Raw genomic sequence first — 21,842 nt, 5'->3', positions numbered from 1 at the left:
GAGTATTCCATGTCAGATAACAGCCAGAAAAAAGTGATCGTCGGCATGTCCGGCGGTGTCGATTCCTCCGTTTCCGCCTACCTGTTGCAGCAACAGGGCTATAAGGTGGAGGGCCTGTTCATGAAGAACTGGGAGGAAGATGATGGCGAGGAATACTGCACTGCCGCAGCGGATCTCGCTGACGCGCAGGCCGTGTGCGACAAGCTCGGCATTGAACTGCACACCGTTAACTTTGCCGCAGAATACTGGGACAACGTTTTTGAACTGTTCCTGGAAGAGTACAAAGCGGGCCGCACGCCGAACCCGGATATTCTGTGCAACAAAGAGATCAAATTTAAGGCCTTCCTGGAATTCGCCGCGGAAGATCTGGGCGCAGACTATATTGCGACCGGTCACTACGTGCGTCGTGCAGATGTGAATGGCAAAAGCCAGCTGCTGCGCGGTCTGGATGGCAACAAAGATCAAAGCTATTTCCTCTATACGCTGAGCCACGAGCAAATCGCCCAGAGCCTGTTCCCGGTCGGCGAGCTGGAAAAGCCGCAGGTGCGTAAAATCGCCGAAGAGCTGGACCTGATCACCGCGAAGAAAAAAGACTCTACCGGCATCTGCTTCATCGGCGAGCGCAAATTCCGCGATTTCCTGGGACGTTACCTGCCTGCACAGCCGGGTAAAATTGTCACCGTCGACGGGGAAGAGGTTGGCCAGCATCAGGGGCTGATGTACCACACGCTCGGCCAGCGTAAAGGCCTGGGTATTGGCGGGACCAAAGAAGGTAGCGAAGATCCATGGTATGTTGTCGACAAAGACGTCGAAAACAATATTCTGGTTGTTGCCCAGGGTCACGATCATCCGCGTCTGATGTCCATTGGCCTTATCGCACAGCAGCTGCACTGGGTCGATCGTGAGCCGCTGAAAGGCACGCTGCGCTGCACGGTGAAAACACGCTACCGTCAGACCGATATTCCTTGCACCATTACCGCGCTCGATGACGATCGCATTGACGTGCGTTTCGACGAGCCGGTCGCCGCCGTCACCCCGGGTCAGTCTGCTGTCTTCTACAGCGGCGAAATCTGTCTGGGCGGCGGGATCATTGAACAGCGCCTGCCGCTGCCTGCTGTTTAATACGATTCACACATAAAGGAGACCGTGTGGCGAAGAACTACTATGACATCACCCTGGCGCTGGCGGGAATTTGCCAGTCAGCCCGTCTGGTGCAACAGCTGGCGCATCAGGGTCATTGCGACGCAGATGCCCTGCACGTTTCACTGAACAGCGTTATCGATCTCAACCCCGGCTCGACGCTGGGCGTGTTCGGCGGCAGTGAAACCAATCTTCGTCTCGGTCTTGAAACCCTGCTCGGCGTGCTTAACGCCAGTAGCCGTCAGGGATTAAACGCGGAGCTAACCCGCTACACGTTGAGCCTGATGGTGCTGGAGCGTAAGCTGAGCGCCGCAAAAGGCGCGCTCAATACCCTGGGCGATCGTATTGCCGGATTACAGCGTCAGCTCGATCATTTTGACCTGCAGTCGGAAACGCTGCTGAGCGCCATGGCCGGCATTTATGTTGACGTCATCAGCCCGCTGGGCCCGCGTATTCAGGTCACCGGCTCCCCTGCCGTGCTGCAAAGTCCGCAGGTACAGGCAAAAGTGCGCGCGTCCCTGCTGGCAGGGATCCGCGCCGCCGTGCTGTGGCACCAGGTGGGCGGTGGCCGCCTGCAGTTAATGTTTTCTCGTAATCGCCTGACCACTCAGGCAAAACAAATTCTTGCTCATTGTTAACCTCCCGGAGTTGCGAATTATGGAATTATCCTCACTGACCGCCGTATCCCCTGTCGATGGACGCTACGGCGATAAAGTCAGCGCGCTGCGCGGGATCTTCAGCGAATATGGTTTGCTGAAGTTCCGTGTTCAGGTTGAAGTACGCTGGCTGCAAAAGCTGGCCGCCCAGGCAGCAATCAAGGAAGTTCCTGCTTTTGACGAAAAGGCAAACGATTACCTTGATAAAATCGTTGCCGAGTTTAGCGAACAAGACGCCGCGCGCATTAAAACCATCGAACGCACCACCAACCACGACGTGAAAGCGGTTGAGTACTTCCTGAAAGAGAAAGTGGAAAGCGTTCCTGCCCTGCACGCCGTGTCTGAATTCATTCACTTCGCCTGTACCTCTGAAGACATCAACAACCTGTCTCATGCGCTGATGCTCTCCACCGCGCGCAAAGAGGTGGTGCTGCCTTACTGGCGTAAAATCATCGACGCGGTAAAAGCGCTGTCCGTGGAATACCGCGACATTCCGCTGCTCTCCCGTACCCACGGCCAGCCAGCCACCCCATCGACGATGGGTAAAGAGATGGCGAACGTCGCGTACCGTATGGAGCGCCAGTACCGTCAGCTGGAGCAGGTTGAGATCCTCGGCAAAATCAACGGCGCGGTCGGTAACTATAACGCCCACATCGCCGCTTACCCGGAAGTGGACTGGCACCAGTTCAGCGAAGAGTTCGTGACCTCTCTGGGCATTCAGTGGAACCCGTACACCACGCAGATTGAGCCGCACGACTATATCGCCGAACTGTTTGACTGCATCGCGCGCTTCAACACCATCCTGATCGACTTCGATCGTGACGTGTGGGGCTACATCGCCCTGAACCACTTCAAGCAGAAAACCATCGCCGGTGAAATCGGCTCTTCCACCATGCCGCACAAGGTAAACCCAATCGACTTCGAAAACTCCGAAGGCAACCTGGGCCTGGCGAACGCCGTGCTGCAGCATATGGCAAGCAAACTGCCGGTATCCCGCTGGCAGCGCGACCTGACCGACTCCACCGTACTGCGTAACCTGGGCGTGGGCATTGGCTATGCGCTGATCGCGTACCAGTCCACCCTGAAAGGCGTGAGCAAACTGGAAGTGAACCGTGACCGTCTGCTGGACGAGCTGGACCACAACTGGGAAGTGCTGGCGGAGCCAATCCAGACCGTGATGCGTCGTTACGGTATCGAAAAACCGTACGAGAAGCTGAAAGAGCTGACCCGCGGGAAACGCGTTGACGCCGAAGGCATGAAGCAGTTTATCGACGGTCTGGCGCTGCCGGAAGAAGAGAAAACGCGCCTGAAGGCGATGACCCCGGCGAACTACATTGGCCGCGCCATCACCATGGTCGACGAGCTGAAGTAACGCCCTTCTCCCCCTTTTCGCCCGAAAAGGGGGATGCTTTTTCCCGGTTTACTCAATGTTTATCCCCACAACAACATAATCAGCGTTAAACTATTCATACCAATTATTTAGGGAGAAGAGATGATGCGCGTACTGGTTGTTGAGGATAACGCATTGCTACGCCATCACCTGAAGGTTCAGCTTCAGGAGATGGGACATCAGGTGGACGATGCTGAAGATGCAAAAGAAGCCGATTATTATCTCAATGAACATCTGCCGGATATCGCCATTGTCGATTTAGGGTTGCCTGACGAAGATGGTCTGTCGTTAATTCGTCGCTGGCGCAGCCACGATGTCTCTCTACCGGTTCTGGTTCTGACCGCCCGTGAAGGCTGGCAGGATAAGGTTGAAGTGCTCAGCGCGGGTGCCGACGATTACGTCACCAAGCCGTTTCATATTGAAGAGGTGGCGGCGCGCATGCAGGCGCTGTTACGCCGCAACAGCGGGCTGGCTTCACAGGTTATTTCCATTCCGCCATTCCAGGTCGATCTCTCCCGCCGGGAATTAGCGATCAATGATGAAGTGATTAAGCTTACCGCCTTCGAATACACCATCATGGAAACGCTGATCCGCAACAATGGCAAAGTGGTGAGCAAAGATTCCTTAATGCTCCAGCTTTACCCTGATGCTGAACTGCGCGAGAGCCATACCATTGACGTGCTGATGGGACGTTTGCGTAAGAAAATTCAGGCGCAGTATCCGCAGGATGTGATTACCACCGTTCGTGGCCAGGGCTACCTGTTCGAATTACGCTAAATGAGACGGATTTTACGCCACATTCTGCCCCTCTCGCTGCGGGTTCGTTTCTTACTGGCCACGGCTGCCGTCGTGCTGGTGCTGTCGCTCTCCTACGGCATGGTCGCCCTGGTAGGCTACAGCGTCAGCTTTGATAAAACCACCTTTCGGCTGTTACGTGGCGAAAGCAATCTGTTTTATACCCTGGCGAAGTGGGAAAACAATCAAATTACCGTCGAAATGCCGGAAAACCTCAACCAGCAGAGCCCGACGCTAGCCCTGATTTATAACGAAAAGGGGAAATTACTGTGGGCGCAGCGTGATATTCCCTGGCTGGTCAAAAGCATTCGTCCGGAATGGCTCAAAACCAACGGATTTCACGAAATTGAAGCCGATCTCAACACCACCAGCTCGCTGATCCATGAAGATCGCTCCCTGCAGCAAAAGCTGAACGAGATCCGCGCCGACAACGCCGAGACGGAGATGACGCACTCCGTCGCGATCAACCTCTATCCAGCGACGCTGAACATGCCGCAGCTGACCATCGTGGTGATCGACACCATTCCGGTCGAGCTGAAGCGCTCTTATATGGTCTGGAGCTGGTTCATCTACGTTCTGGCTGCGAATCTCCTGCTGGTGATCCCACTGCTGTGGGTGGCGGCGTGGTGGAGCTTGCGCCCCATTGAATCACTGGCGAAAGAGGTTCGTGAGCTGGAAGAACATCATCGCGAGAAGCTGAACCCGGAAACCACCCGTGAGCTCACCAGCCTGGTGCGTAACCTCAACCGCCTGCTGAAAAGTGAACGCGAACGCTACGATAAATACCGTACCACCCTTACCGACCTGACCCACAGCCTGAAAACTCCGCTGGCCGTCATGCAAAGTACCCTGCGTTCAATGCGCAGCTCGAAGCTGAGCGTCGATGATGCCGAGCCGGTGATGCTGGAGCAGATCAGCCGTATTTCCCAGCAAATTGGCTATTACCTGCACCGCGCCAGCATGCGTTCCGGCAGCGCGCTTCTGAGCCGCGAGCTGCACCCGGTAGCCCCGCTTCTGGATAACCTCACGTCCGCCCTCAACAAGGTGTATCAGCGTAAAGGGGTGAACATCAGCCTCGATATCTCGCCAGAGATAAGCTTTGTGGGTGAAAAAAATGACTTCATGGAAGTGATGGGTAATTTGCTGGATAACGCCTGCAAATACTGTCTGGAGTTCGTGGAAGTGTCTGCGCGTCAGACGGAAACCGAACTGCATATTATCGTTGAGGATGATGGCCCGGGGATCCCAAGCAATAAGCGTGACGTGGTGTTCGATCGCGGTCAGCGAGCCGATACGCTACGTCCTGGCCAGGGCGTAGGATTGGCCGTCGCCCGCGAGATTGTCGACCAGTACGACGGGAAAATAGAAACCAGTGAAAGCCTGCTGGGCGGCGCCAGAATGGAGGTTATTTTGGGTCGCCAGCAGCCCACATTGAACGATAGTTAACCCGTTATGTGAAAAATGCGAGGATCTCGCAGCCTGGGGGCTGAGGTTCCGTTATAATCCGAGTCAGTAAGAGCCTGCGGAATAAAAAAATATGGATTATCACTTAACGCTTAACTGGCCCGAGTTTATTGAACGTTACTGGCAAAAACGCCCGGTGGTTCTGAAACGCGGATTCAGCAATTTTGTCGACCCTATCTCGCCTGACGAGCTGGCAGGTCTGGCCATGGAAAACGAAGTCGACAGCCGTCTGGTCAGCCACCAGGACGGGAAATGGCAGGTTAGCCACGGTCCTTTCGAAAGCTACGATCACCTCGGTGAAAACAACTGGTCGCTGCTGGTGCAGGCGGTCAACCACTGGCATGAGCCCACTGCCGCATTAATGCGCCCGTTCCGCGCCCTGCCCGACTGGCGCATGGACGATCTGATGGTCTCCTTCTCCGTGCCGGGCGGCGGCGTAGGTCCACATCTTGACCAGTACGACGTGTTTATCATTCAGGGTACGGGCCGCCGCCGCTGGCGCGTGGGCGAAAAAGTGCCAATGAAACAGCACTGCCCGCATCCGGATCTGCTTCAGGTTGACCCGTTTGAAGGGATTATCGACGAAGAGCTGGAGCCGGGTGATATTCTCTACATTCCGCCGGGATTCCCTCACGAAGGCTACTCCCTGGAAAACTCACTCAACTACTCCGTGGGGTTCCGCGCGCCAAGCGGCCGCGAGATGATCAGCGGATTTGCCGACTACGTTCTGCAGCGCGAGCTGGGCAGCTATCGTTACAGCGACCCTGATGTGCCTGCGCGCGAGCATCCTGCGGATATTGTGCCAGAAGAACTCGATAAGCTGCGCGGCATGATGCTGGATTTGATCAACGAGCCGGAACATTTCAAACAGTGGTTTGGGGAGTTTATCAGTCAGTCTCGTCATGAGCTGGACGTTGCGCCACCGGAGCCGCCTTATCAGGCTGATGAGATTTATGATGCGCTTCAGCAGGGCGACAAGCTGACGCGTCTGGGCGGATTGCGCGTGCTGCGCATTGGTGAGGAGGTGTTCGTCAACGGCGAGAGGCTGGACTCTCCGCACCGTCCGGCACTGGAAGCCATTGCCAGCCATCTGGTGCTGACTGCCGACACCTTTGGCGATGCGCTGGAAGATCCTTCCTTCCTCGCGATGCTGGCCGCGCTGGTCAACAGCGGGTACTGGTTCTTTGAGGACTGAGTCGTCTTAATGCCCGGTGGCGCTTCGCCACCGGGCTTTTTCTTAGCGTTTAGCGGTTAACTCCGCTATCCGCACTATCACCTTCACCGCTTTTTCCATCCCTTCCAGCGTCACAAACTCATGCTTGCCATGGTAGTTATAGCCACCGGTAAACAGGTTCGGGCACGGCAGCCCCATAAACGACAGCTGAGAACCGTCAGTGCCGCCGCGAATCGGCTTGAGCTGCGGTTCAATATCGCAGTCGCGCATCGCCTGCTGGGCGATATCGAGAATATGCGGATGCGCCATCACCTTCTCGCGCATGTTGTAATAGCTGTCTTCAATGATCAGCTCAATATAGCAATCAGGGTGTAACCCTTTACCGACCTTCTTCGCGATCTCCATCATCTTGCGCTTGCGCGCCTCAAAGGCTTTGCGGTCGAAATCGCGGATGATGTAGTGCATCTGCGCGCTATCTACGGTGCCTTTGATGCTGGTCAGGTGATAGAAACCTTCATACCCTTCGGTCTGTTCAGGGCTCTCTTCCGCCGGGACTTCTGCATGAATTCTGGACGCCAGCGACAGCGCGTTTACCATGACGCCTTTCGCCGAGCCGGGATGAACGTTGTTGCCGACAATTTTAATCGTGACGGACGCGGCATTGAAGTTTTCATACTCCAGTTCACCGACGCCACCGCCGTCGACGGTATAGGCCCACTGCGCGTTAAAGGCTTCCACGTCGAAATGCTTAGCGCCCTTGCCGACCTCTTCATCCGGCGTAAAGGCCACGCGGATATCCCCGTGCGGGATATTTTTGCCCTTCAGCACCGCCAGCGCGGTCATGATCTCCGCGATCCCCGCCTTATCATCTGCCCCCAGCAGCGTCTTCCCGTCGGTGGTGATCAGCGTCTGGCCCAGCAGCTGGTGCAGCACGGGGAACATTACGGGCGAGAGCACTTCGTCACCAATGCCCAGCGCAATGTCGCCGCCGCGGTAATTTTCCACAATCTGCGGGTTCACATGTTTGCCGCTAAAATCCGGAGAGGTGTCGACATGAGAGATAAAGCCAATCGCCGGAATGTCACCCTGGACATTCGCCGGCAGCGTTGCCATCACAGTGCCTTTTTCGCTTAACGTGACGTTGACCAGCCCCATGGCGTCAAGCTGCTCTTTAAGCAGGTTTAACAACTTCCACTGGCCTTCGGTGCTTGGCACCTGGCGAACACCCGGCTTAGATTGGGTATCCAGCGAAACGTACTGTAAAAAACGCTCAAGTAATTTATCCATGCAGTCACCCTCACTTTTTGTGACAACATTATCAATAAGCATCAAAACGCAAATATTGCGTCAGGTCACTTTTATCCCGCAAACGAGAATATTTTCCGTTTATATCGTTATGCGTTAGTAAATGTAGCTTATGAATCAGTGACAAGGATTGGCGATTGCAGGGGATTGCCGTAGAATGTCCGCCCTCATTACGAGTCACCAAGGTGGTTACACACAAACCCCGCTTCAGTCTGCTGCCTGAGGCGTCTATATGGGACAGCGCAAAAATTGAATACACAATCCCGTTCACGTTCACCGCTGGTGCAACTGGAACGAATTCGTAAAAGTTTTGATGGTAAAGACGTTATCTCCGACTTCACTCTGACCATCAATGACGGTGAGTTTCTGACGCTGCTTGGCCCCTCTGGCTGCGGCAAAACAACCGTACTGCGCCTTATCGCCGGGCTGGAAAGCGTCGATAACGGCCATATCCATCTTGAAAACCAGGACATCACCCAAGTTCCTGCCGAAGATCGCCACGTCAATACCGTCTTTCAGAGCTACGCCCTGTTCCCGCACATGACCGTGTTTGAAAACGTGGCGTTTGGCCTGCGGATGCAAAAAACGCCGGCGAATGAGATCGAACCGCGCGTCACCGACGCCCTGCGCATGGTGCAGCTTGAGACGTTTGCCCAGCGTAAACCCCATCAGCTTTCCGGCGGCCAGCAGCAGCGCGTGGCCATCGCCCGCGCCGTCGTCAACAAGCCGCGTCTGCTCCTGCTTGATGAATCCCTCTCCGCGCTGGATTACAAGCTGCGCAAGCAGATGCAGAATGAGCTAAAAGCCCTGCAGCGCAAGCTCGGCATTACCTTTGTCTTCGTCACCCACGATCAGGAAGAGGCCCTGACCATGTCCGACCGTATCGTGGTGATGCGCGACGGCAAAATCGAGCAGGACGGCACGCCGCGTGAAATCTACGAAGAGCCGAAGAATCTGTTTGTCGCCAGCTTCATTGGCGAGATCAATATCTTCGACGCCACGGTGATTGAGCGTCTGGACGACCAGCGCGTGCGCGCCAGCGTCGAAGGACGCGAGTGCAATATCACGGTGACTTTCCCCGTCGAAAAGGGACAAAAGCTCAACGTTCTGCTGCGCCCGGAAGATCTGCGCGTCGATGAAATTCACGGCAATGCCGAGGCCGAAGGGTTAATCGGCTATATCCGCGAGCGCAACTACAAAGGAATGACGCTGGAGTCCGTTGTCGAGCTGGAGAACGGCAAAATGGTGATGGTCAGCGAGTTTTTTAACGAAGACGACCCTGACTTCGACCACTCTCTCGACCAGAAAATGGTTATCAACTGGGTAGAAAGCTGGGAGGTTGTGCTGGCTGATGAAGAACACAAGTAAATTCCAGAATGTGGTGATTGCCACGATCGTCGGTTGGCTTGTGCTGTTTGTCTTTTTACCCAACCTGATGATCGTTGCCACCAGCTTCCTGACCCGCGACGACGCTGATTTCGTTTCGCTGGTCTTTACGCTGGACAACTACGCGCGCCTGCTCGATCCGCTCTATTTTGACGTGCTGCTGCACTCGCTCAATATGGCGCTGATCGCTACCCTTGCCTGTCTGGTGCTGGGCTATCCTTTCGCATGGTTCCTCGCGGGCCTGCCGCAAAAGGTGCGGCCCCTGCTGCTGTTTTTATTGATTGTTCCATTCTGGACCAACTCGCTCATCCGTATTTATGGCCTGAAGATCTTCCTCAGCACAAAGGGCTATCTCAACGAGTTTCTGCTGTGGTTGGGAGTGATTGATACGCCGCTCCGCATCATGTTTACCCCGAGCGCGGTAATTATCGGTCTGGTCTATATCCTGCTGCCGTTTATGGTGATGCCGCTCTACTCCAGCATCGAAAAGTTGGATAAACCGCTGCTGGAAGCGGCAAAAGATTTGGGTGCCAACAGGCTCCAGACCTTCATCCGCATTATTATCCCGCTGACCATGCCCGGCATTATCGCGGGCTGTCTGCTGGTAATGCTCCCGGCGATGGGCTTGTTCTACGTGTCGGATCTGATGGGCGGTGCGAAAAACCTGCTGATCGGTAACGTTATCAAAAGCCAGTTCCTGAACATTCGCGACTGGCCGTTCGGATCCGCGACCAGCATTACGCTGACGGTGGTCATGGGGCTGATGCTGCTGGTCTACTGGCGCGCCTCACGCTTGCTGAATAAAAAGGTGGAACTCGAATGATCGGTCGACTGCTTCGCGGCGGTTTTATGACCGCCATTTACGCTTACCTTTATATCCCGATTATCATTTTGATCGTGAACTCGTTTAACAGCTCGCGCTTCGGGATTAACTGGCAGGGCTTTACCACCGATTGGTACAGCCTGCTGATGAACAATGACAGCCTGCTGCAGGCCGCGCAGCACTCGCTGACGATGGCGATCTTCTCCGCCACCTTCGCGACGCTGATTGGCTCGCTCACCGCCGTGGCGCTCTACCGCTATCGCTTTCGCGGCAAACCGTTCGTCAGCGGCATGCTGTTTGTGGTGATGATGTCGCCGGACATCGTAATGGCCATTTCGCTGCTGGTGCTGTTTATGCTGCTGGGCGTAAAGCTTGGCTTCTGGTCGCTGCTGTTCTCGCACATCACCTTCTGCCTGCCGTTTGTGGTGGTGACCGTTTTCGCGCGCCTGAAAGGGTTCGACGTGCGCATGCTGGAGGCGGCGAAAGATCTGGGCGCCAGCGAGATGATCATCCTGCGCAAAATCATCCTGCCGCTGGCGATGCCTGCCGTGGCGGCCGGATGGCTACTTAGCTTCACCCTGTCGATGGATGACGTGGTCGTGTCCTCCTTCGTCACCGGTCCGAGCTATGAAATTCTGCCGTTGAAGATCTATTCAATGGTGAAAGTCGGCGTCTCACCGGAGGTGAACGCGCTGGCGACCATTCTGCTGGTGTTTTCGCTGGTTCTGGTGATCGCCAGCCAGGTTATTGCTCGTGATAAAACAAAATCTCAGGGGACAATGAAATGAAAAAAATGCTCGCCGCTGCGGCACTGGTGCTTGGCATGGGTGCCGCGCACGCTGATGACGGTAAAACGCTCTACTTCTACAACTGGACCGAATACGTGCCGCCGGGCCTGCTGGAACAGTTCACGAAGGAGACGGGCATCAAGGTGATCTACTCGACCTACGAGTCGAATGAAACCATGTACGCCAAGCTGAAAACCTACAAAGACGGCGCGTACGATCTGGTCGTGCCTTCCACCTACTTTGTCGACAAAATGCGCAAAGAGGGCATGATTCAGAAGATCGACAAAACGAAGCTAACCAATTTTTCAAACCTCGATCCTGAGATGCTCAACAAGCCGTTCGACCCTAATAACGACTACTCCATTCCGTACATCTGGGGAGCAACCGCGATTGGCGTGAACAGCGAGGCCGTCGATCCGAAAACGGTGACAAGCTGGGCGGATCTGTGGAAACCAGAATACAAGGGTAGCCTGCTGTTAACCGACGACGCGCGTGAGGTGTTCCAGGTCGCGCTGCGCAAGCTGGGTTACTCAGGCAACACGACGGATCCCAAAGAGATCGAAGCGGCATATGCCGAGCTGAAAAAGCTGATGCCTAACGTGGCGGCGTTCAACTCTGATAATCCGGCAAACCCGTATATGGAAGGCGAAGTGAATCTGGGGATGGTGTGGAACGGCTCTGCGTATGTCGCCCGCCAGGCCGGTACGCCGCTTGAAGTGGTCTGGCCGAAAGAAGGCGGGATCTTCTGGATGGACAGCCTTGCGATCCCCGCCAACGCGAAAAACGTTGAAGGGGCGCATAAGCTGATTAACTTCCTGCTGCGCCCGGACGTGGCGAAACAGGTTGCCGAGACGATTGGCTACCCGACGCCAAACCTCGCCGCACGCAAGCTGCTGAAGCCTGAGGTAGCTAACGATAAATCGCTCTACCCGGATGCCGAAACCATCAGCAAAGGTGAATGGCAGAATGACGTCGGTGACGCCAGCCGTCTCTACGAAGAGTATTACCAGAAATTAAAAGCGGGCCGATAAACGGTATCGCGTTCTTCCTCACGCCGCCCGTACGGCGTGAGGAGGATTAACTGACCGCATTCTCCCCTGCCCAAATTGTCGCCTTTCTCATCGCCTCAACCACGTCCTCATCCGACAGACCAAGCGCCTGACGAACCCGGGTCGCCTCATCCCACTGCTGCTGTTCATAATAACGGCACAGGTTAATCATGTCGGCTAACCGTCCCTCCTGGTGGCACAGCGCGTTGCTCACGCTCTGCGGCACCGCAATTTGCTTCATCAACTCGGCCATCGGCTGTTCAAGGAGGGTATCGAGCAGCGAAAACAGGCCGCACATGAAGGCATTTTCAGCCAGCGTCGGTTCGTTCATCGTCTCGGCTATCAGCTCGCAGAACTTGCCGCGCATCATGCTCAGCGGGTAAAGCTCGCTGACGGTGTCATTGCCCGCGCTCGCCAGGACCACGACGGCAACAAACCGTCTCAGCTGATTTTCTCCAAGGTATCTGAGGACTTCGCTCAGGGTTAACTTGCTGAAATTACAGGCGCCGACATGCTTAAACGCCGTATGCTTCATATAGCGCATGATTTTCCAGGACAGCGTGAGATCGGTTTTAATCAACGACTCGACGATCCGAAAATCGGGTTTATTGCGTCCGACCTCCATTTGCAGCCGAAAAATAGCCAGCTGATTTTGCGATAGCCGCTTATATTTAATGATCTCCGGACGGCAGAAAAAATAGCCCTGAAACAGCGAGAATCCCTCTTCCCGGTATTGGCTGAATTCCTCTTTAGTCTCAATTTTTTCAGCGAGATATTTAATATGCCCGGTTAAATGTTTACGTTCTTTCAGATACTGTTTAATTTGCGCTAAGGTATAATTTCTGACGTCAAATTTCAGTATTGAAATATAGGGTAAAAAAGCATCCCATTCTGGCGCAAGGGTAAAATCATCAAGTGCAAACTGATAACCATCCGCACTCATCTCCCTGACGGCCTGCAACAGCTCCGCTCCCGGTACAGCATCTTCCAGGATCTCAATGACCACGCTCTCTTTATCCAGCGCTTCTCCGCTGCGGTCTATGACCATTCGCGATGGGAAATTAATAAACGACGTATGTGCTCCGGCGATGCGCTGGGACGGCACGCATAAAAACTGATCTGATATCATCCTGGAGGTGGCATATTCCGCCGACACATCCGGAAAACGGTTTGTCATCCCATCTCTGAAGAGCAGCTCGTAGGCCACCGTCTTCATCTCAGGGTTAAAAATGGGTTGTCGCGCAATAAATCCGTACATATCCCATCCTCCTCTACAACTTTATATTTATTAGCATCCTCTTTCTACACCACGATAACGAGTTTTATCGAGCGCTATTTTGATTGAATGCACAAAATAAAAGCATCCACACTAATTAACAGGATTTTATATTCAGGTATTTAAATTAAATATACCCGGAGCTCTACAGAAAGAGGATGAAATATCCGATAAGTACTTTGTGCCTGCCCGACATGCACGACTTTAGGGGAAATGAGAATGAAAGACGCCATGGTCCGAAGACAAAAAATAAGCGTCAAGACGTTGATGCTGTTGTCCATTTTCCTCACCGTAACGGTGGGCTTTACGGCAACGATCGGGTTTATGATGTGGCAGTGGATGGCGCAGCAGGAGGTGCTGGCCAAAAAACATATCCGCCAGATTGCCGAGGTACAAGCTTTACAGGTCAGCAAACAGCTGGATTCTGCCCTGACTGCCGCCCGGGATATGGGCAACAGCGCCCTGGCGCTGCGCGAGGCGGGCGTGACCGATCGTCAGAGCCTGAACCAGCTGCTCATCCACTACCTTTCGGCTCATCCATCGTTTCTCTCCATGTCGATGGCCTTTGAGCCTAACGCGTTCGACGATAAAGATGCCGTCTGGGCCGGTCAAAGCGGTGAGGATCCTGCCGGGCGCTACGCCCGCTACGTCGACCGCGACGCCACCGGCAAACCGGCATTACACCTGCTGACGGACATCGAAACGCCCGGCAGCGGCGATTATTATCTGCTGCCGAAACAAAGGCATAAAGATGTGATCATCGAACCCTATATCTATCCCTACAACGGGGTGGACGTGATGCTCACCTCGATTGCCGCCCCCATCATGCGTGACGGTCAGTTTCTGGGCTCGGTTACCTCTGACTTCTCCCTCGCCACGCTGCAATCGACGATCGGCGCGATTAAACCGTGGAACGGCACAGGCTATGCCCTGCTCCTCTCCGCAGGTAATAACGTGGTGTCCAGCCCGGACAAACGCGCGGCAGGCAAGCCTTACGCCGGTCAGATTGCCGGTAATGACGTCACCCGGGTAAACGATCCGCTGCTGAAGGAGGACGTGTTCATCACCTGGCATGACATTGCCGTCGGTAATAGCCAGACGCCGTGGAAACTCGCCATTATCACCCCGGTCAGCGAAGTGATGGCCGAAGCGCGGGCATTTTTACTGAAAGCCATCATCATGATGGTGTTAAGCATCGTGGCGGTCAGCCTGGTGATGGCCCAGATCTTTACCCGCAAGGTTGACCGTCCGGTTGGGGGGGAACCTTCAGAGGCCGCCGGGATCGCCCTGGCCGTTGCCCGGGGAGATCTGAACAACACTATCCCGGTGCGTTCCGGAGATACCCACAGCATTTTTTACGCCCTGCACACCATGCAGATGCAGCTCAAGCGCATCGTCGACAATATCAGCGAAGCCAGCCACTCCGTGCACGGCGGCACCAGCGAAATTTCGGCGGGCAACCTTGACCTCGCCTCGCGCACCGAGGAACAGGCGGCTGCGATTGTTGAAACAGCAGCCAGCATGGAAGAGATTTCGGTCACGGTGAAGAATAACGCCGACAACGCTCATAAGGCGACCACGCTGACCGATCGCGCCGCGAGCCTCGCCGGGCATGGCGAAACGCTGGTGAACGACGTGGTCGTGGTGATTGGGGAAATTGATGAAAGCGCGCGTAAGATCGGCGAGATTAACAGCATCGTCGATGGCATCGCCTTCCAGACCAATATCCTGGCGCTGAATGCTGCCGTTGAAGCGGCACGGGCAGGTGAACAGGGACGCGGCTTCGCGGTGGTCGCAGGTGAAGTACGTAATCTTGCCCAACGAAGCGCTAACGCGGCGAAAGAGATCTCTCAGCTGATTGCCGAGTCTTCAGGGCGCGTGAGCAAAGGCGTTGAGCTGGTCAATGAAACCGGCGTGATGATGAAACAGGTGATTGAAGCGGTGTCGCATGTGCATCTGGTCATCAACGATATCGTACAGGCGCTGGACGAGCAGAATCGGGGGATTAGCCAGGTCAGCACCGCCGTTAACCAGATGGACAGTACGACTCAGCAGAACGCCTCGCTGGTTCAGCAGATCTCTGCGGCGGCGCTCTCCCTGGATGAGCAGGCTAAATCGCTCGAGAAGACGCTGGCGTTCTTCCATTCCTAAAAAAAAGGCACCCGCCCAGCGGGTGCCTTTTCACGCGATTAGCGTTACAGCCCTTTCAGCAGCTTGTCAACAAACTCCGGGACAACCGTGCTTGCCAGACCGTAGTGTTTCTCTTCAAACTCGCTGCCCACCTGGCTTGGCTCAAGGTTGAGTTCAACCGTATGCGCACCGTGCAGTCGCGCTTCGTGGACAAAGCCCGCCGCCGGGTAAACATGGCCGGATGTGCCGATGGCGATAAACACGTCGGCCATCGCCAGCGCGCTGTAGATCTCATCCATTCCCAGCGGCATTTCGCCGAACCAGACCACGTGCGGTCGCAGGCGCGACGGGAACTGGCAGCAGTGGCACTTATCCTCTGGCAGCACGTCTTCTTGCCAGTCCAGCACCTGACCGCTCCAGGCGCAGCGAACCTTGAGCAGCTCGCCGTGCATGTGGATGATATTCTTGTTACCGGCCCGCTCGTGCAGGTTGTCGATATTCTGCGTTACCAGCAGAAAACGATCGCCCAGCGCCTCTTCCAGCTTCGCCAGCGCCAGATGCGCCGCATTCGGCGCAACGTCAGGCTGCTGTAGCTGACGACGGCGGGCATTGTAAAACGCCTGGACGAGATCCGGGTCGCGGGCAAAGCCTTCCGGCGTGGCGACATCCTCCACGCGGTGCTCTTCCCACAGCCCGTCCGCCGCGCGAAAGGTTCGAATGCCTGACTCAGCGGAGATCCCCGCCCCGGTCAGCACCACCACTCTGGGTTTATCCATTGCTTCTGGCATCATTCTGTCTCTGAAAAAGATCCGCTGGCGCAAGCGCTCACGCAAGCGGCGTTTGTTTTTGCGAAAACGGCTGAGTCGACCCTGGCGACGCGACAGCATAGAAACCTCGTAAACTAATCGGTGAGATGAAGGAATGCGGCTCCGCGCATGCCTCCTGCGTCCCCGTGTCGCGCGCGTTCAATACGCGGCACGCGGGCAACCGGCAATAAGTGTCGGGGCAAACGCCCGGACAACCGTTCCGTAATCGCGGTAAAGTTTGAAAGCCCTCCCCCGATCACAAGCAGATCCGGGTCGACGATGGTGAGAATATTTCCCAGACACACCGCCAGCAGATCCAGATAGCGCTCGACGTGCTCACGCGCCTGCGCATCCCCTTGCTCCCACAGGGTAATGATTTGAGGGGCCTCAAGTTTCTGATGATAGAAGTGTTCGTAAAGCCATGCAAACCCGCGGCCGGAGAGATAGTTCTCGATGCAGCCGTGCTGGCCGCAGCCGCAGCGGGTCAGCGGGAAATCACGCCCCACCACTTCCAGCGCGTCCACCGACAGACGGATATGGCCAAACTCGCCGGTGATGTAGCTGCGCCCGGTGATGGGCTTCCCGCTGATCACAATCCCCCCGCCGACGCCGGTACCGAGGATCAGCCCCATTACCAGCGGATACTGACGGAACTCATCGTCCCAGGCTTCGGAGAGCGCAAAGCAGTTAGCATCATTGTCTAAACGCACGTCGCGTTCAAGGAGAGCAGAGAGATCGGCGCGGAGCGGTTTACCGCTGGCGGCAGGCACGTTGGCGGCATACAGCGTGCCGTCGTCGGTTTCGGGCATCCCCGGAATGCCGATGCCGACGCTGCCTTTGACGCCAAAGCGTTCATCGGCCTGCGCCACCAGCGCGGCAATCGCGGTTAAAAATTCGTCGTAACTTTCGCGCGGCGTGGGAACGCGGGTTTCCCACTGCAGCCTGAGGTCTTTATCAAACACGCCGAGCGCAATCTTGGTGCCGCCAATATCAAATCCGTAATACATAACGCATTCCTCTTTTAACCTGGCGGCCCGAAAGCCGCTAGATCATGACGTAATTACTGGCCACTTAATACCCTCGCCGGATCAATTCGGCTTGCGCGACGCGCCGGATACCAGCTTGCCAGCAGACTCAGTAAAAGTGCTGTAACCAGCACATAAAAAACATCCAGCCAGTGCAGTTCAGACGGCAGGAAGTCAATAAAATAGATATCACCCGACAGGAACTGGTGGCCGATAAGCTTTTCAATTCCGTTGATAATCGGCGTCAGCTGCAGGGAAACCACCACGCCAATCACCACGCCGCACAGGCTGCCGAACAGCCCCGCCAGCAAACCGTACCAGACGAAGATGGCGCGAATAAGGCCGTCTTTCGCCCCGAGGGTACGAAGCACGGCGATATCACCGCTCTTATCCTTGACCGCCATCACCAGCGTCGAGACGATATTAAAGCACGCTACACCAATCACCAGCACCATCGCCAGATACATAATGGCGCGGATCATCTGGATATCACGGTACATATACCCGTAAGTGCCGATCCAGCTTTTAATGTGGACATAGTTATTGGTCACCAAGCCCGCGTCGCGGACCAGCTTGTTGGCGTTAAAGACGTCGTTCACCTTAATGGCAATGCCCGTCACGCTGTCGCCCATATCGAGATACTGGCGCGCATCCTCCATCGGCACCATCGCAAAGCTGTGATCGAGCTGACCGCTCAGCTGAAGAATACCGGTGACGTGCAGGCGCACGCGCTTAGGCTGCTGCAGTTTGTGGTCGGCGCTGGCGTTAGGGATCATGATTGACACCCAGTCGCCCTGCTTCACCTTCAGGGCATCGGCCACGCCTTTACCCATGATGATCTGCTGCTCGCCGGCCTTAAAGTTGGACCACGCGCCGTTCTGCACATAGTTTGGCAGCGCGCTGAGACGCGCTTCCTGGGTGGGGTTGACCCCTTTTACCTGAATGGCGCGCAGGTTTACCCCGCTCTCCACCAGCCCGGTAAAGTTGATGTAGGGCGCGGCCGCGGCAATGCCCGGCACCTTTTCGACTTTGGCGAGCGCATCGCTCCAGTTCGTCCACGGCTGGTTAACCGGCTCAATCTCCCCGTGCGGCACTACCGCCAGAATGCGGTTATTCAGCTCGCGCTCAAAGCCGTTCATTGCGCTCAAGCCGACAATCAGCACCGCCACGCCCAGCGCAATACCGATGGTCGAGATGACGGAGATCAGCGACACCATGCCGCCGCGACGGCGGCCGCGGCTAAAACGTAAACCGATGAGTAACGATAACGGTGACGCCATTACTCAGCTCCCATCAGGGTCAGTTCGGCGTTCAGATGGCCGTCGCGCATCTCAAGCTGACGCCCCATGCGTTTTGCCAGCTGCAGATCGTGGGTTACGACCAGAAACGCGGTCCCCTGCGAGGCGTTCAGCTCGCCCAGAAGCTGGAAAATACTGTCCGCATTGCGAGCATCCAGGTTACCGGTAGGCTCATCCGCCAGCACCAGACGCGGGTTGTTGACCAGCGCACGGGCAATCGCCACGCGCTGGCGCTCGCCGCCGGAAAGCTCAGAGGGACGATGGTTACCGCGATGGCCCAGCCCTACCGCTTTCAACATGTCGCTGGCGCGGGCGTTAATTTCTGCCGGTTTCTTTTTACCAATCAGCAGCGGCATCGCGACGTTTTCCAGCGCCGTGAAATCCGGCAGTAGGTGGTGGAACTGGTAAATAAAGCCCAGCTCGCGGTTGCGCAGCTCGGCCTTCGCCGCGGAGGACATTTTGCTCATCGGCTGGCCGGAGAAGATCACGTCGCCCTCGGTTGGCGTATCCAGTCCGCCCAGCAGATGCAGCAGCGTACTTTTGCCCGAGCCGGAGCTGCCGACAATCGCCATCATCTCGCCTTCACCCACGCTAAAACTCACATTGTGCAGCACGTCGGTTTGCACAGTGCCTTCCTGATAGCGTTTGGACAGGTTGTCGCATTGCAACAGGATCTTATTCATAACGTAAAGCCTCAGCGGGTTGAGTGGCGGCAGCGCGCCAGGAAGGATAAAGCGTAGAAAGCAGCGCAATGGCCATCGCGGCCAGCGCAATACCGACCACCTGCAGCGGCTCGATAGCCACCGGCAGCGCCGCGCCGTCGAGCAGCGCGCCGATGATCGGCATTAAGTTATTAAGCTGGCTGGCAAGCAAGACCCCCAGCATGGCGCCGAGCAGCGCGCCGATGATGCCTGCGCTGGCCCCCTGCACCATAAACACCGCCATGATCTGGCGCGGCGTGAGCCCCTGGGTTTGCAGAATGGCGACTTCGCCCTGCTTCTCCATCACCATCAGGCCCAGCGAGGTGATGATGTTAAAGGCGGCCACTGCCACGATCAGGCTCAGCAGCAGCCCCATCATATTTTTTTCCATCCGCACGGCCTGGAACAGTTCGCCTTTACGCTCGCGCCAGTCCTGCCATTTAGTGCCGTCCGGCAGTTTTTGCTGGCTGAGGGTATCGACCTTCAGCGGCGCGTCGAGCCACAGGCGCCAGCCGGTGATATTTCCTGCCGGGTAGCGCATCAGGCGCGACGCGTCCTGAATGTTCACCAGCATCTGATAGCCATCGACTTCGCTATTGGCGGCAAAGGTACCAATCACGTTAAACAGGCGCTGGCTTGGCAGGCGCCCCATCGGCGTAAACTGGCTGGCAGAAGGCACCATCACGCGCAGCTGGTCACCGCTGTTGACGCCAAGCTGTCCGGCAAGCTGTTCACCCAGAATCACGTTGTATTTTCCGGCTTCCAGATCGGTCTGCTTCACGTTAACCAGATATGGCGTCAGCGGATCGTTTTGCGCCGGGTCAATACCCAGCATCACGCCGACCGCCACGCTGCGGGCGCTTTGCAGCACCACGTCGCCGGTGGTCAACGGCGCGACGCGCGTGACGCCCTGTAACTTCGCCGCACTTTCCGGAAGCTGTTGCGGGTTAACCGAACCGGTGGATGATGAGAGAACGGCCTGCGGCATCAGCCCCAGGATATTGTTTTGCAGCTCGCGTTCGAAGCCATTCATGACGGAAAGCACCGTCACCAGTGCCATCACGCCAAGCGTAATGCCAATAGTCGAAAGCCAGGAGACAAAGCGACCGAAGCGGTCCGCGGCGCGCCCACGCATGTAACGTAAGCCTATGAAGAGTGCGACAGGTTGATACATGAAATCCGTCTGTTTGCTGATAGCAGACCCACGAGTATATAAGCGAATCCGTTAAGCGTAAATGACTGAAACCGTAAGCTTTGGTAATCATTTTTCCGAAAAATTCAGATAAATCAGGATGCTATTGTCTGAATACTCACCTCGCAACCTCCACCTTTTCCGAAAAACCGCCGGATACAGACTGTTACCCATTACATCCCGGCTTCGTTTTACAACAATTGCTCGTTCGTTTATGGCAATAAGGTAGTGGCGAACAATGAAGCAAAAAGCATTATGGATTAACCAGATAAAAGGGCTGTGTATCTGCCTGGTGGTTATCTATCATTCGGTTATCACGTTTTATCCGCATCTGATCGGGCTGCAACACCCGCTCTCCGGCCTTCTCGCCAAATGCTGGGTCTATTTTAACCTCTATCTCGCACCGTTTCGTATGCCGGTCTTCTTCTTTATCTCCGGCTATCTGATCCGTCGTTATATTGACGAGGTGGACTGGCGAACCAGTCTCGATAAACGGATCTGGAGCATTGTCTGGGTCCTGGCGCTGTGGGGCGTCCTGCAATGGCAGGCGCTGACCCACCTGAACGCCTGGCTGGCCCCCGGGCGTGAGCTTGCCACCGCGTCGAACGCTGCCTACGCCGACTCGCTCTCAGGGTTTGTACTTGGGATGATCACCGCCAGCACCAGTCTGTGGTATCTGTATGCCCTGGTGGTCTACTTCACGGTGTGTAAACTGCTGAGCCGCTGGAAGCTGCCGGTTCTGGGACTGCTGGCGCTGGCAAGCATCGCGATCAACTTCCTGCCGCTGCCGTGGTGGGGGCTGAACAGCGTGGTGCGTAACATGATCTACTACAGCCTCGGGGCGTGGTATGGCGCAGAGTTGATGGCGTGGATGAAAAGCGTCAATCTGCGCCGCATCTGGCTGGCAACCGGGGCTTTAGCCGCTGTCTCCGTGGCGCTGTGGTTTGCTAACGTTCCGCTGCTGCTCTCATTGCTGTCGATTGTGCTGATCATGAAGCTGTTCTACAGCCTTGAGCAGCGCTATGCCGTTCACCCGAACAATCTGCTGAACGTGATTGGCTCCAATACCATTGCAATTTATACCACCCACCGCATCTTAATTGAGGCCTTTAGCCTGTTCCTGATCGGCGAGATGAATGCCGCGTACTGGCCAGTCTGGGCCGAGCTGTCCTTAATTCTGATCTACCCGTTTGTCAGCCTGCTGATCTGTACCCTTGCCGGGCTCGGGGTGCGTAAAATCTCCACCGCGCTGTTTGGTGACGTGTTCTTCTCTCCTCCGTCTACGCAGACCCTGTTACCTTCAACGCGTTAATGCCCTCTCCGCCCCCGTTTTGGGGGCGTTTAGCCCTGCTGTGCGGTTACGATTTGCTTATGTAAAACGATCGAGGATAATAAAGACATTGCGTATCAGTGATATGCCCCAATACTGTTGGTATATCCATAA

Annotated in this window: 19 protein-coding genes; 12 read left to right on the top strand and 7 right to left on the bottom strand. The window is 55.8% G+C overall.

Annotated features, from left to right (window positions below; all coding sequences use genetic code 11):
* Positions 1 to 9: 9 nt before the first annotated feature.
* The 6 genes from mnmA to NUX24_RS02685 all read left to right on the top strand — a co-directional run bounded on the left by mnmA (position 10) and on the right by NUX24_RS02685 (position 6,640).
* Positions 10 to 1,122 carry a tRNA 2-thiouridine(34) synthase MnmA gene (mnmA, locus tag NUX24_RS02710; protein WP_257829794.1) on the top strand — a complete coding sequence of 371 codons (1,113 nt, stop codon included), beginning with the start codon at positions 10 to 12 and terminating at the stop codon, positions 1,120 to 1,122.
* Between the two features lie 26 nt (positions 1,123 to 1,148).
* Positions 1,149 to 1,778 carry a high frequency lysogenization protein HflD gene (gene hflD / locus NUX24_RS02705; protein ID WP_013097081.1) on the top strand — a complete coding sequence of 210 codons (630 nt, stop codon included), beginning with the start codon at positions 1,149 to 1,151 and terminating at the stop codon, positions 1,776 to 1,778.
* Positions 1,779 to 1,797: 19 nt separating this feature from the next.
* Positions 1,798 to 3,168: an adenylosuccinate lyase gene (gene purB, locus NUX24_RS02700; protein WP_008500757.1), complete on the top strand. Its 1,371-nt coding sequence runs from the start codon at positions 1,798 to 1,800 to the stop codon at positions 3,166 to 3,168.
* Positions 3,169 to 3,291: 123 nt separating this feature from the next.
* The gene (gene phoP / locus NUX24_RS02695; RefSeq protein ID WP_028019015.1) at positions 3,292 to 3,963 is read left to right on the top strand and encodes a two-component system response regulator PhoP; all 672 of its coding nucleotides are present in this window, start codon (positions 3,292 to 3,294) and stop codon (positions 3,961 to 3,963) included.
* Positions 3,964 to 5,427 carry a two-component system sensor histidine kinase PhoQ gene (gene phoQ / locus NUX24_RS02690; protein ID WP_047651857.1) on the top strand — a complete coding sequence of 488 codons (1,464 nt, stop codon included), beginning with the start codon at positions 3,964 to 3,966 and terminating at the stop codon, positions 5,425 to 5,427.
* Positions 5,428 to 5,518: 91 nt separating this feature from the next.
* Positions 5,519 to 6,640: a cupin domain-containing protein gene (locus NUX24_RS02685; protein ID WP_257829788.1), complete on the top strand. Its 1,122-nt coding sequence runs from the start codon at positions 5,519 to 5,521 to the stop codon at positions 6,638 to 6,640.
* Between the two features lie 42 nt (positions 6,641 to 6,682).
* Here the strand turns inward: NUX24_RS02685 and pepT are convergent, their stop codons facing one another.
* Positions 6,683 to 7,906: a peptidase T gene (gene pepT, locus NUX24_RS02680; RefSeq protein WP_032665021.1), complete on the bottom strand. Its 1,224-nt coding sequence runs from the start codon at positions 7,904 to 7,906 to the stop codon at positions 6,683 to 6,685.
* Between the two features lie 237 nt (positions 7,907 to 8,143).
* On the opposite strand from pepT, the gene potA reads away from it, so the two are divergent.
* From potA to potD, 4 genes are read left to right on the top strand one after another with little or no spacing between them, the layout of a single operon-like run.
* Positions 8,144 to 9,292: a spermidine/putrescine ABC transporter ATP-binding protein PotA gene (potA, locus tag NUX24_RS02675; RefSeq protein WP_257829984.1), complete on the top strand. Its 1,149-nt coding sequence runs from the start codon at positions 8,144 to 8,146 to the stop codon at positions 9,290 to 9,292.
* A complete protein-coding gene (potB, locus tag NUX24_RS02670) occupies positions 9,276 to 10,133 on the top strand; it encodes a spermidine/putrescine ABC transporter permease PotB (RefSeq protein WP_257829783.1) in 858 nt (285 codons plus the stop codon). The genes potA and potB overlap by 17 nt, the downstream gene beginning before the upstream one ends.
* Complete coding sequence (gene potC, locus NUX24_RS02665; RefSeq protein WP_257829780.1) at positions 10,130 to 10,921, top strand: spermidine/putrescine ABC transporter permease PotC; 792 nt, start codon at positions 10,130 to 10,132, stop codon at positions 10,919 to 10,921. Before potB ends, potC begins: the two co-directional genes overlap by 4 nt.
* Positions 10,918 to 11,952, top strand: coding sequence for a spermidine/putrescine ABC transporter substrate-binding protein PotD (potD, locus tag NUX24_RS02660; RefSeq protein WP_047651851.1), 1,035 nt, complete (start codon positions 10,918 to 10,920; stop codon positions 11,950 to 11,952). Before potC ends, potD begins: the two co-directional genes overlap by 4 nt.
* Before the next feature lie 46 nt (positions 11,953 to 11,998).
* Here the strand turns inward: potD and NUX24_RS02655 are convergent, their stop codons facing one another.
* A complete protein-coding gene (locus NUX24_RS02655; RefSeq protein WP_257829774.1) occupies positions 11,999 to 13,228 on the bottom strand; it encodes an EAL and HDOD domain-containing protein in 1,230 nt (409 codons plus the stop codon).
* A gap of 237 nt (positions 13,229 to 13,465) precedes the next feature.
* Between NUX24_RS02655 and NUX24_RS02650 the strand changes: the two genes are divergently transcribed.
* The gene (locus NUX24_RS02650) at positions 13,466 to 15,397 is read left to right on the top strand and encodes a methyl-accepting chemotaxis protein (RefSeq protein WP_257829772.1); all 1,932 of its coding nucleotides are present in this window, start codon (positions 13,466 to 13,468) and stop codon (positions 15,395 to 15,397) included.
* A gap of 44 nt (positions 15,398 to 15,441) precedes the next feature.
* Here the strand turns inward: NUX24_RS02650 and cobB are convergent, their stop codons facing one another.
* From cobB to lolC, 5 genes are read right to left on the bottom strand one after another with little or no spacing between them, the layout of a single operon-like run.
* The gene (cobB, locus tag NUX24_RS02645; RefSeq protein WP_126328246.1) at positions 15,442 to 16,263 is read right to left on the bottom strand and encodes a Sir2 family NAD+-dependent deacetylase; all 822 of its coding nucleotides are present in this window, start codon (positions 16,261 to 16,263) and stop codon (positions 15,442 to 15,444) included.
* 14 nt (positions 16,264 to 16,277) lie between these two features.
* Positions 16,278 to 17,189, bottom strand: a complete 912-nt coding sequence (gene nagK / locus NUX24_RS02640; RefSeq protein WP_126328245.1) for an N-acetylglucosamine kinase — start codon at positions 17,187 to 17,189, stop codon at positions 16,278 to 16,280.
* Positions 17,190 to 17,242: 53 nt separating this feature from the next.
* On the bottom strand, positions 17,243 to 18,487 hold the full coding sequence (gene lolE, locus NUX24_RS02635) for a lipoprotein-releasing ABC transporter permease subunit LolE (RefSeq protein WP_257829769.1): 1,245 nt from the start codon (positions 18,485 to 18,487) through the stop codon (positions 17,243 to 17,245).
* The gene (gene lolD, locus NUX24_RS02630) at positions 18,487 to 19,188 is read right to left on the bottom strand and encodes a lipoprotein-releasing ABC transporter ATP-binding protein LolD (protein ID WP_010429765.1); all 702 of its coding nucleotides are present in this window, start codon (positions 19,186 to 19,188) and stop codon (positions 18,487 to 18,489) included. The genes lolE and lolD overlap by 1 nt, the downstream gene beginning before the upstream one ends.
* Complete coding sequence (gene lolC / locus NUX24_RS02625) at positions 19,181 to 20,380, bottom strand: lipoprotein-releasing ABC transporter permease subunit LolC (protein WP_257829766.1); 1,200 nt, start codon at positions 20,378 to 20,380, stop codon at positions 19,181 to 19,183. The genes lolD and lolC overlap by 8 nt, the downstream gene beginning before the upstream one ends.
* 256 nt (positions 20,381 to 20,636) lie before the next feature.
* Here lolC and NUX24_RS02620 point away from each other — a divergent pair, with 256 nt between their 5' ends.
* A complete protein-coding gene (locus tag NUX24_RS02620; protein ID WP_257829764.1) occupies positions 20,637 to 21,710 on the top strand; it encodes an acyltransferase family protein in 1,074 nt (357 codons plus the stop codon).
* The last annotated feature ends 132 nt before the right edge of the window (positions 21,711 to 21,842 follow it).

It is taken from the genome of Enterobacter sp. HG048 (assembly GCF_024702055.1).
Taxonomy (GTDB): domain Bacteria; phylum Pseudomonadota; class Gammaproteobacteria; order Enterobacterales; family Enterobacteriaceae; genus Enterobacter; species Enterobacter dykesii.
Note: the sequence above shows the minus strand (reverse complement) of the source record. Positions and strands in the feature narration are given on the sequence as shown.

Bases quoted from the DNA above. Each gene is read 5' to 3' on its own strand.
- mnmA (WP_257829794.1), top strand. From the start codon at position 10: ATGTCAGATAACAGCCAGAAAAAAGTGATCGTCGGCATGTCCGGCGGT.
- purB (WP_008500757.1), top strand. From the start codon at position 1,798: ATGGAATTATCCTCACTGACCGCCGTATCCCCTGTCGATGGACGCTAC.
- phoP (WP_028019015.1), top strand. From the start codon at position 3,292: ATGCGCGTACTGGTTGTTGAGGATAACGCATTGCTACGCCATCACCTG.
- phoQ (WP_047651857.1), top strand. From the start codon at position 3,964: ATGAGACGGATTTTACGCCACATTCTGCCCCTCTCGCTGCGGGTTCGT.
- NUX24_RS02685 (WP_257829788.1), top strand. From the start codon at position 5,519: ATGGATTATCACTTAACGCTTAACTGGCCCGAGTTTATTGAACGTTAC.
- pepT (WP_032665021.1), bottom strand. From the start codon at position 7,906: ATGGATAAATTACTTGAGCGTTTTTTACAGTACGTTTCGCTGGATACC.
- potB (WP_257829783.1), top strand. From the start codon at position 9,276: ATGAAGAACACAAGTAAATTCCAGAATGTGGTGATTGCCACGATCGTC.
- potC (WP_257829780.1), top strand. From the start codon at position 10,130: ATGATCGGTCGACTGCTTCGCGGCGGTTTTATGACCGCCATTTACGCT.
- potD (WP_047651851.1), top strand. From the start codon at position 10,918: ATGAAAAAAATGCTCGCCGCTGCGGCACTGGTGCTTGGCATGGGTGCC.
- NUX24_RS02655 (WP_257829774.1), bottom strand. From the start codon at position 13,228: ATGTACGGATTTATTGCGCGACAACCCATTTTTAACCCTGAGATGAAG.
- NUX24_RS02650 (WP_257829772.1), top strand. From the start codon at position 13,466: ATGAAAGACGCCATGGTCCGAAGACAAAAAATAAGCGTCAAGACGTTG.
- cobB (WP_126328246.1), bottom strand. From the start codon at position 16,263: ATGCTGTCGCGTCGCCAGGGTCGACTCAGCCGTTTTCGCAAAAACAAA.
- nagK (WP_126328245.1), bottom strand. From the start codon at position 17,189: ATGTATTACGGATTTGATATTGGCGGCACCAAGATTGCGCTCGGCGTG.
- lolE (WP_257829769.1), bottom strand. From the start codon at position 18,487: ATGGCGTCACCGTTATCGTTACTCATCGGTTTACGTTTTAGCCGCGGC.
- lolD (WP_010429765.1), bottom strand. From the start codon at position 19,188: ATGAATAAGATCCTGTTGCAATGCGACAACCTGTCCAAACGCTATCAG.
- lolC (WP_257829766.1), bottom strand. From the start codon at position 20,380: ATGTATCAACCTGTCGCACTCTTCATAGGCTTACGTTACATGCGTGGG.
- NUX24_RS02620 (WP_257829764.1), top strand. From the start codon at position 20,637: ATGAAGCAAAAAGCATTATGGATTAACCAGATAAAAGGGCTGTGTATC.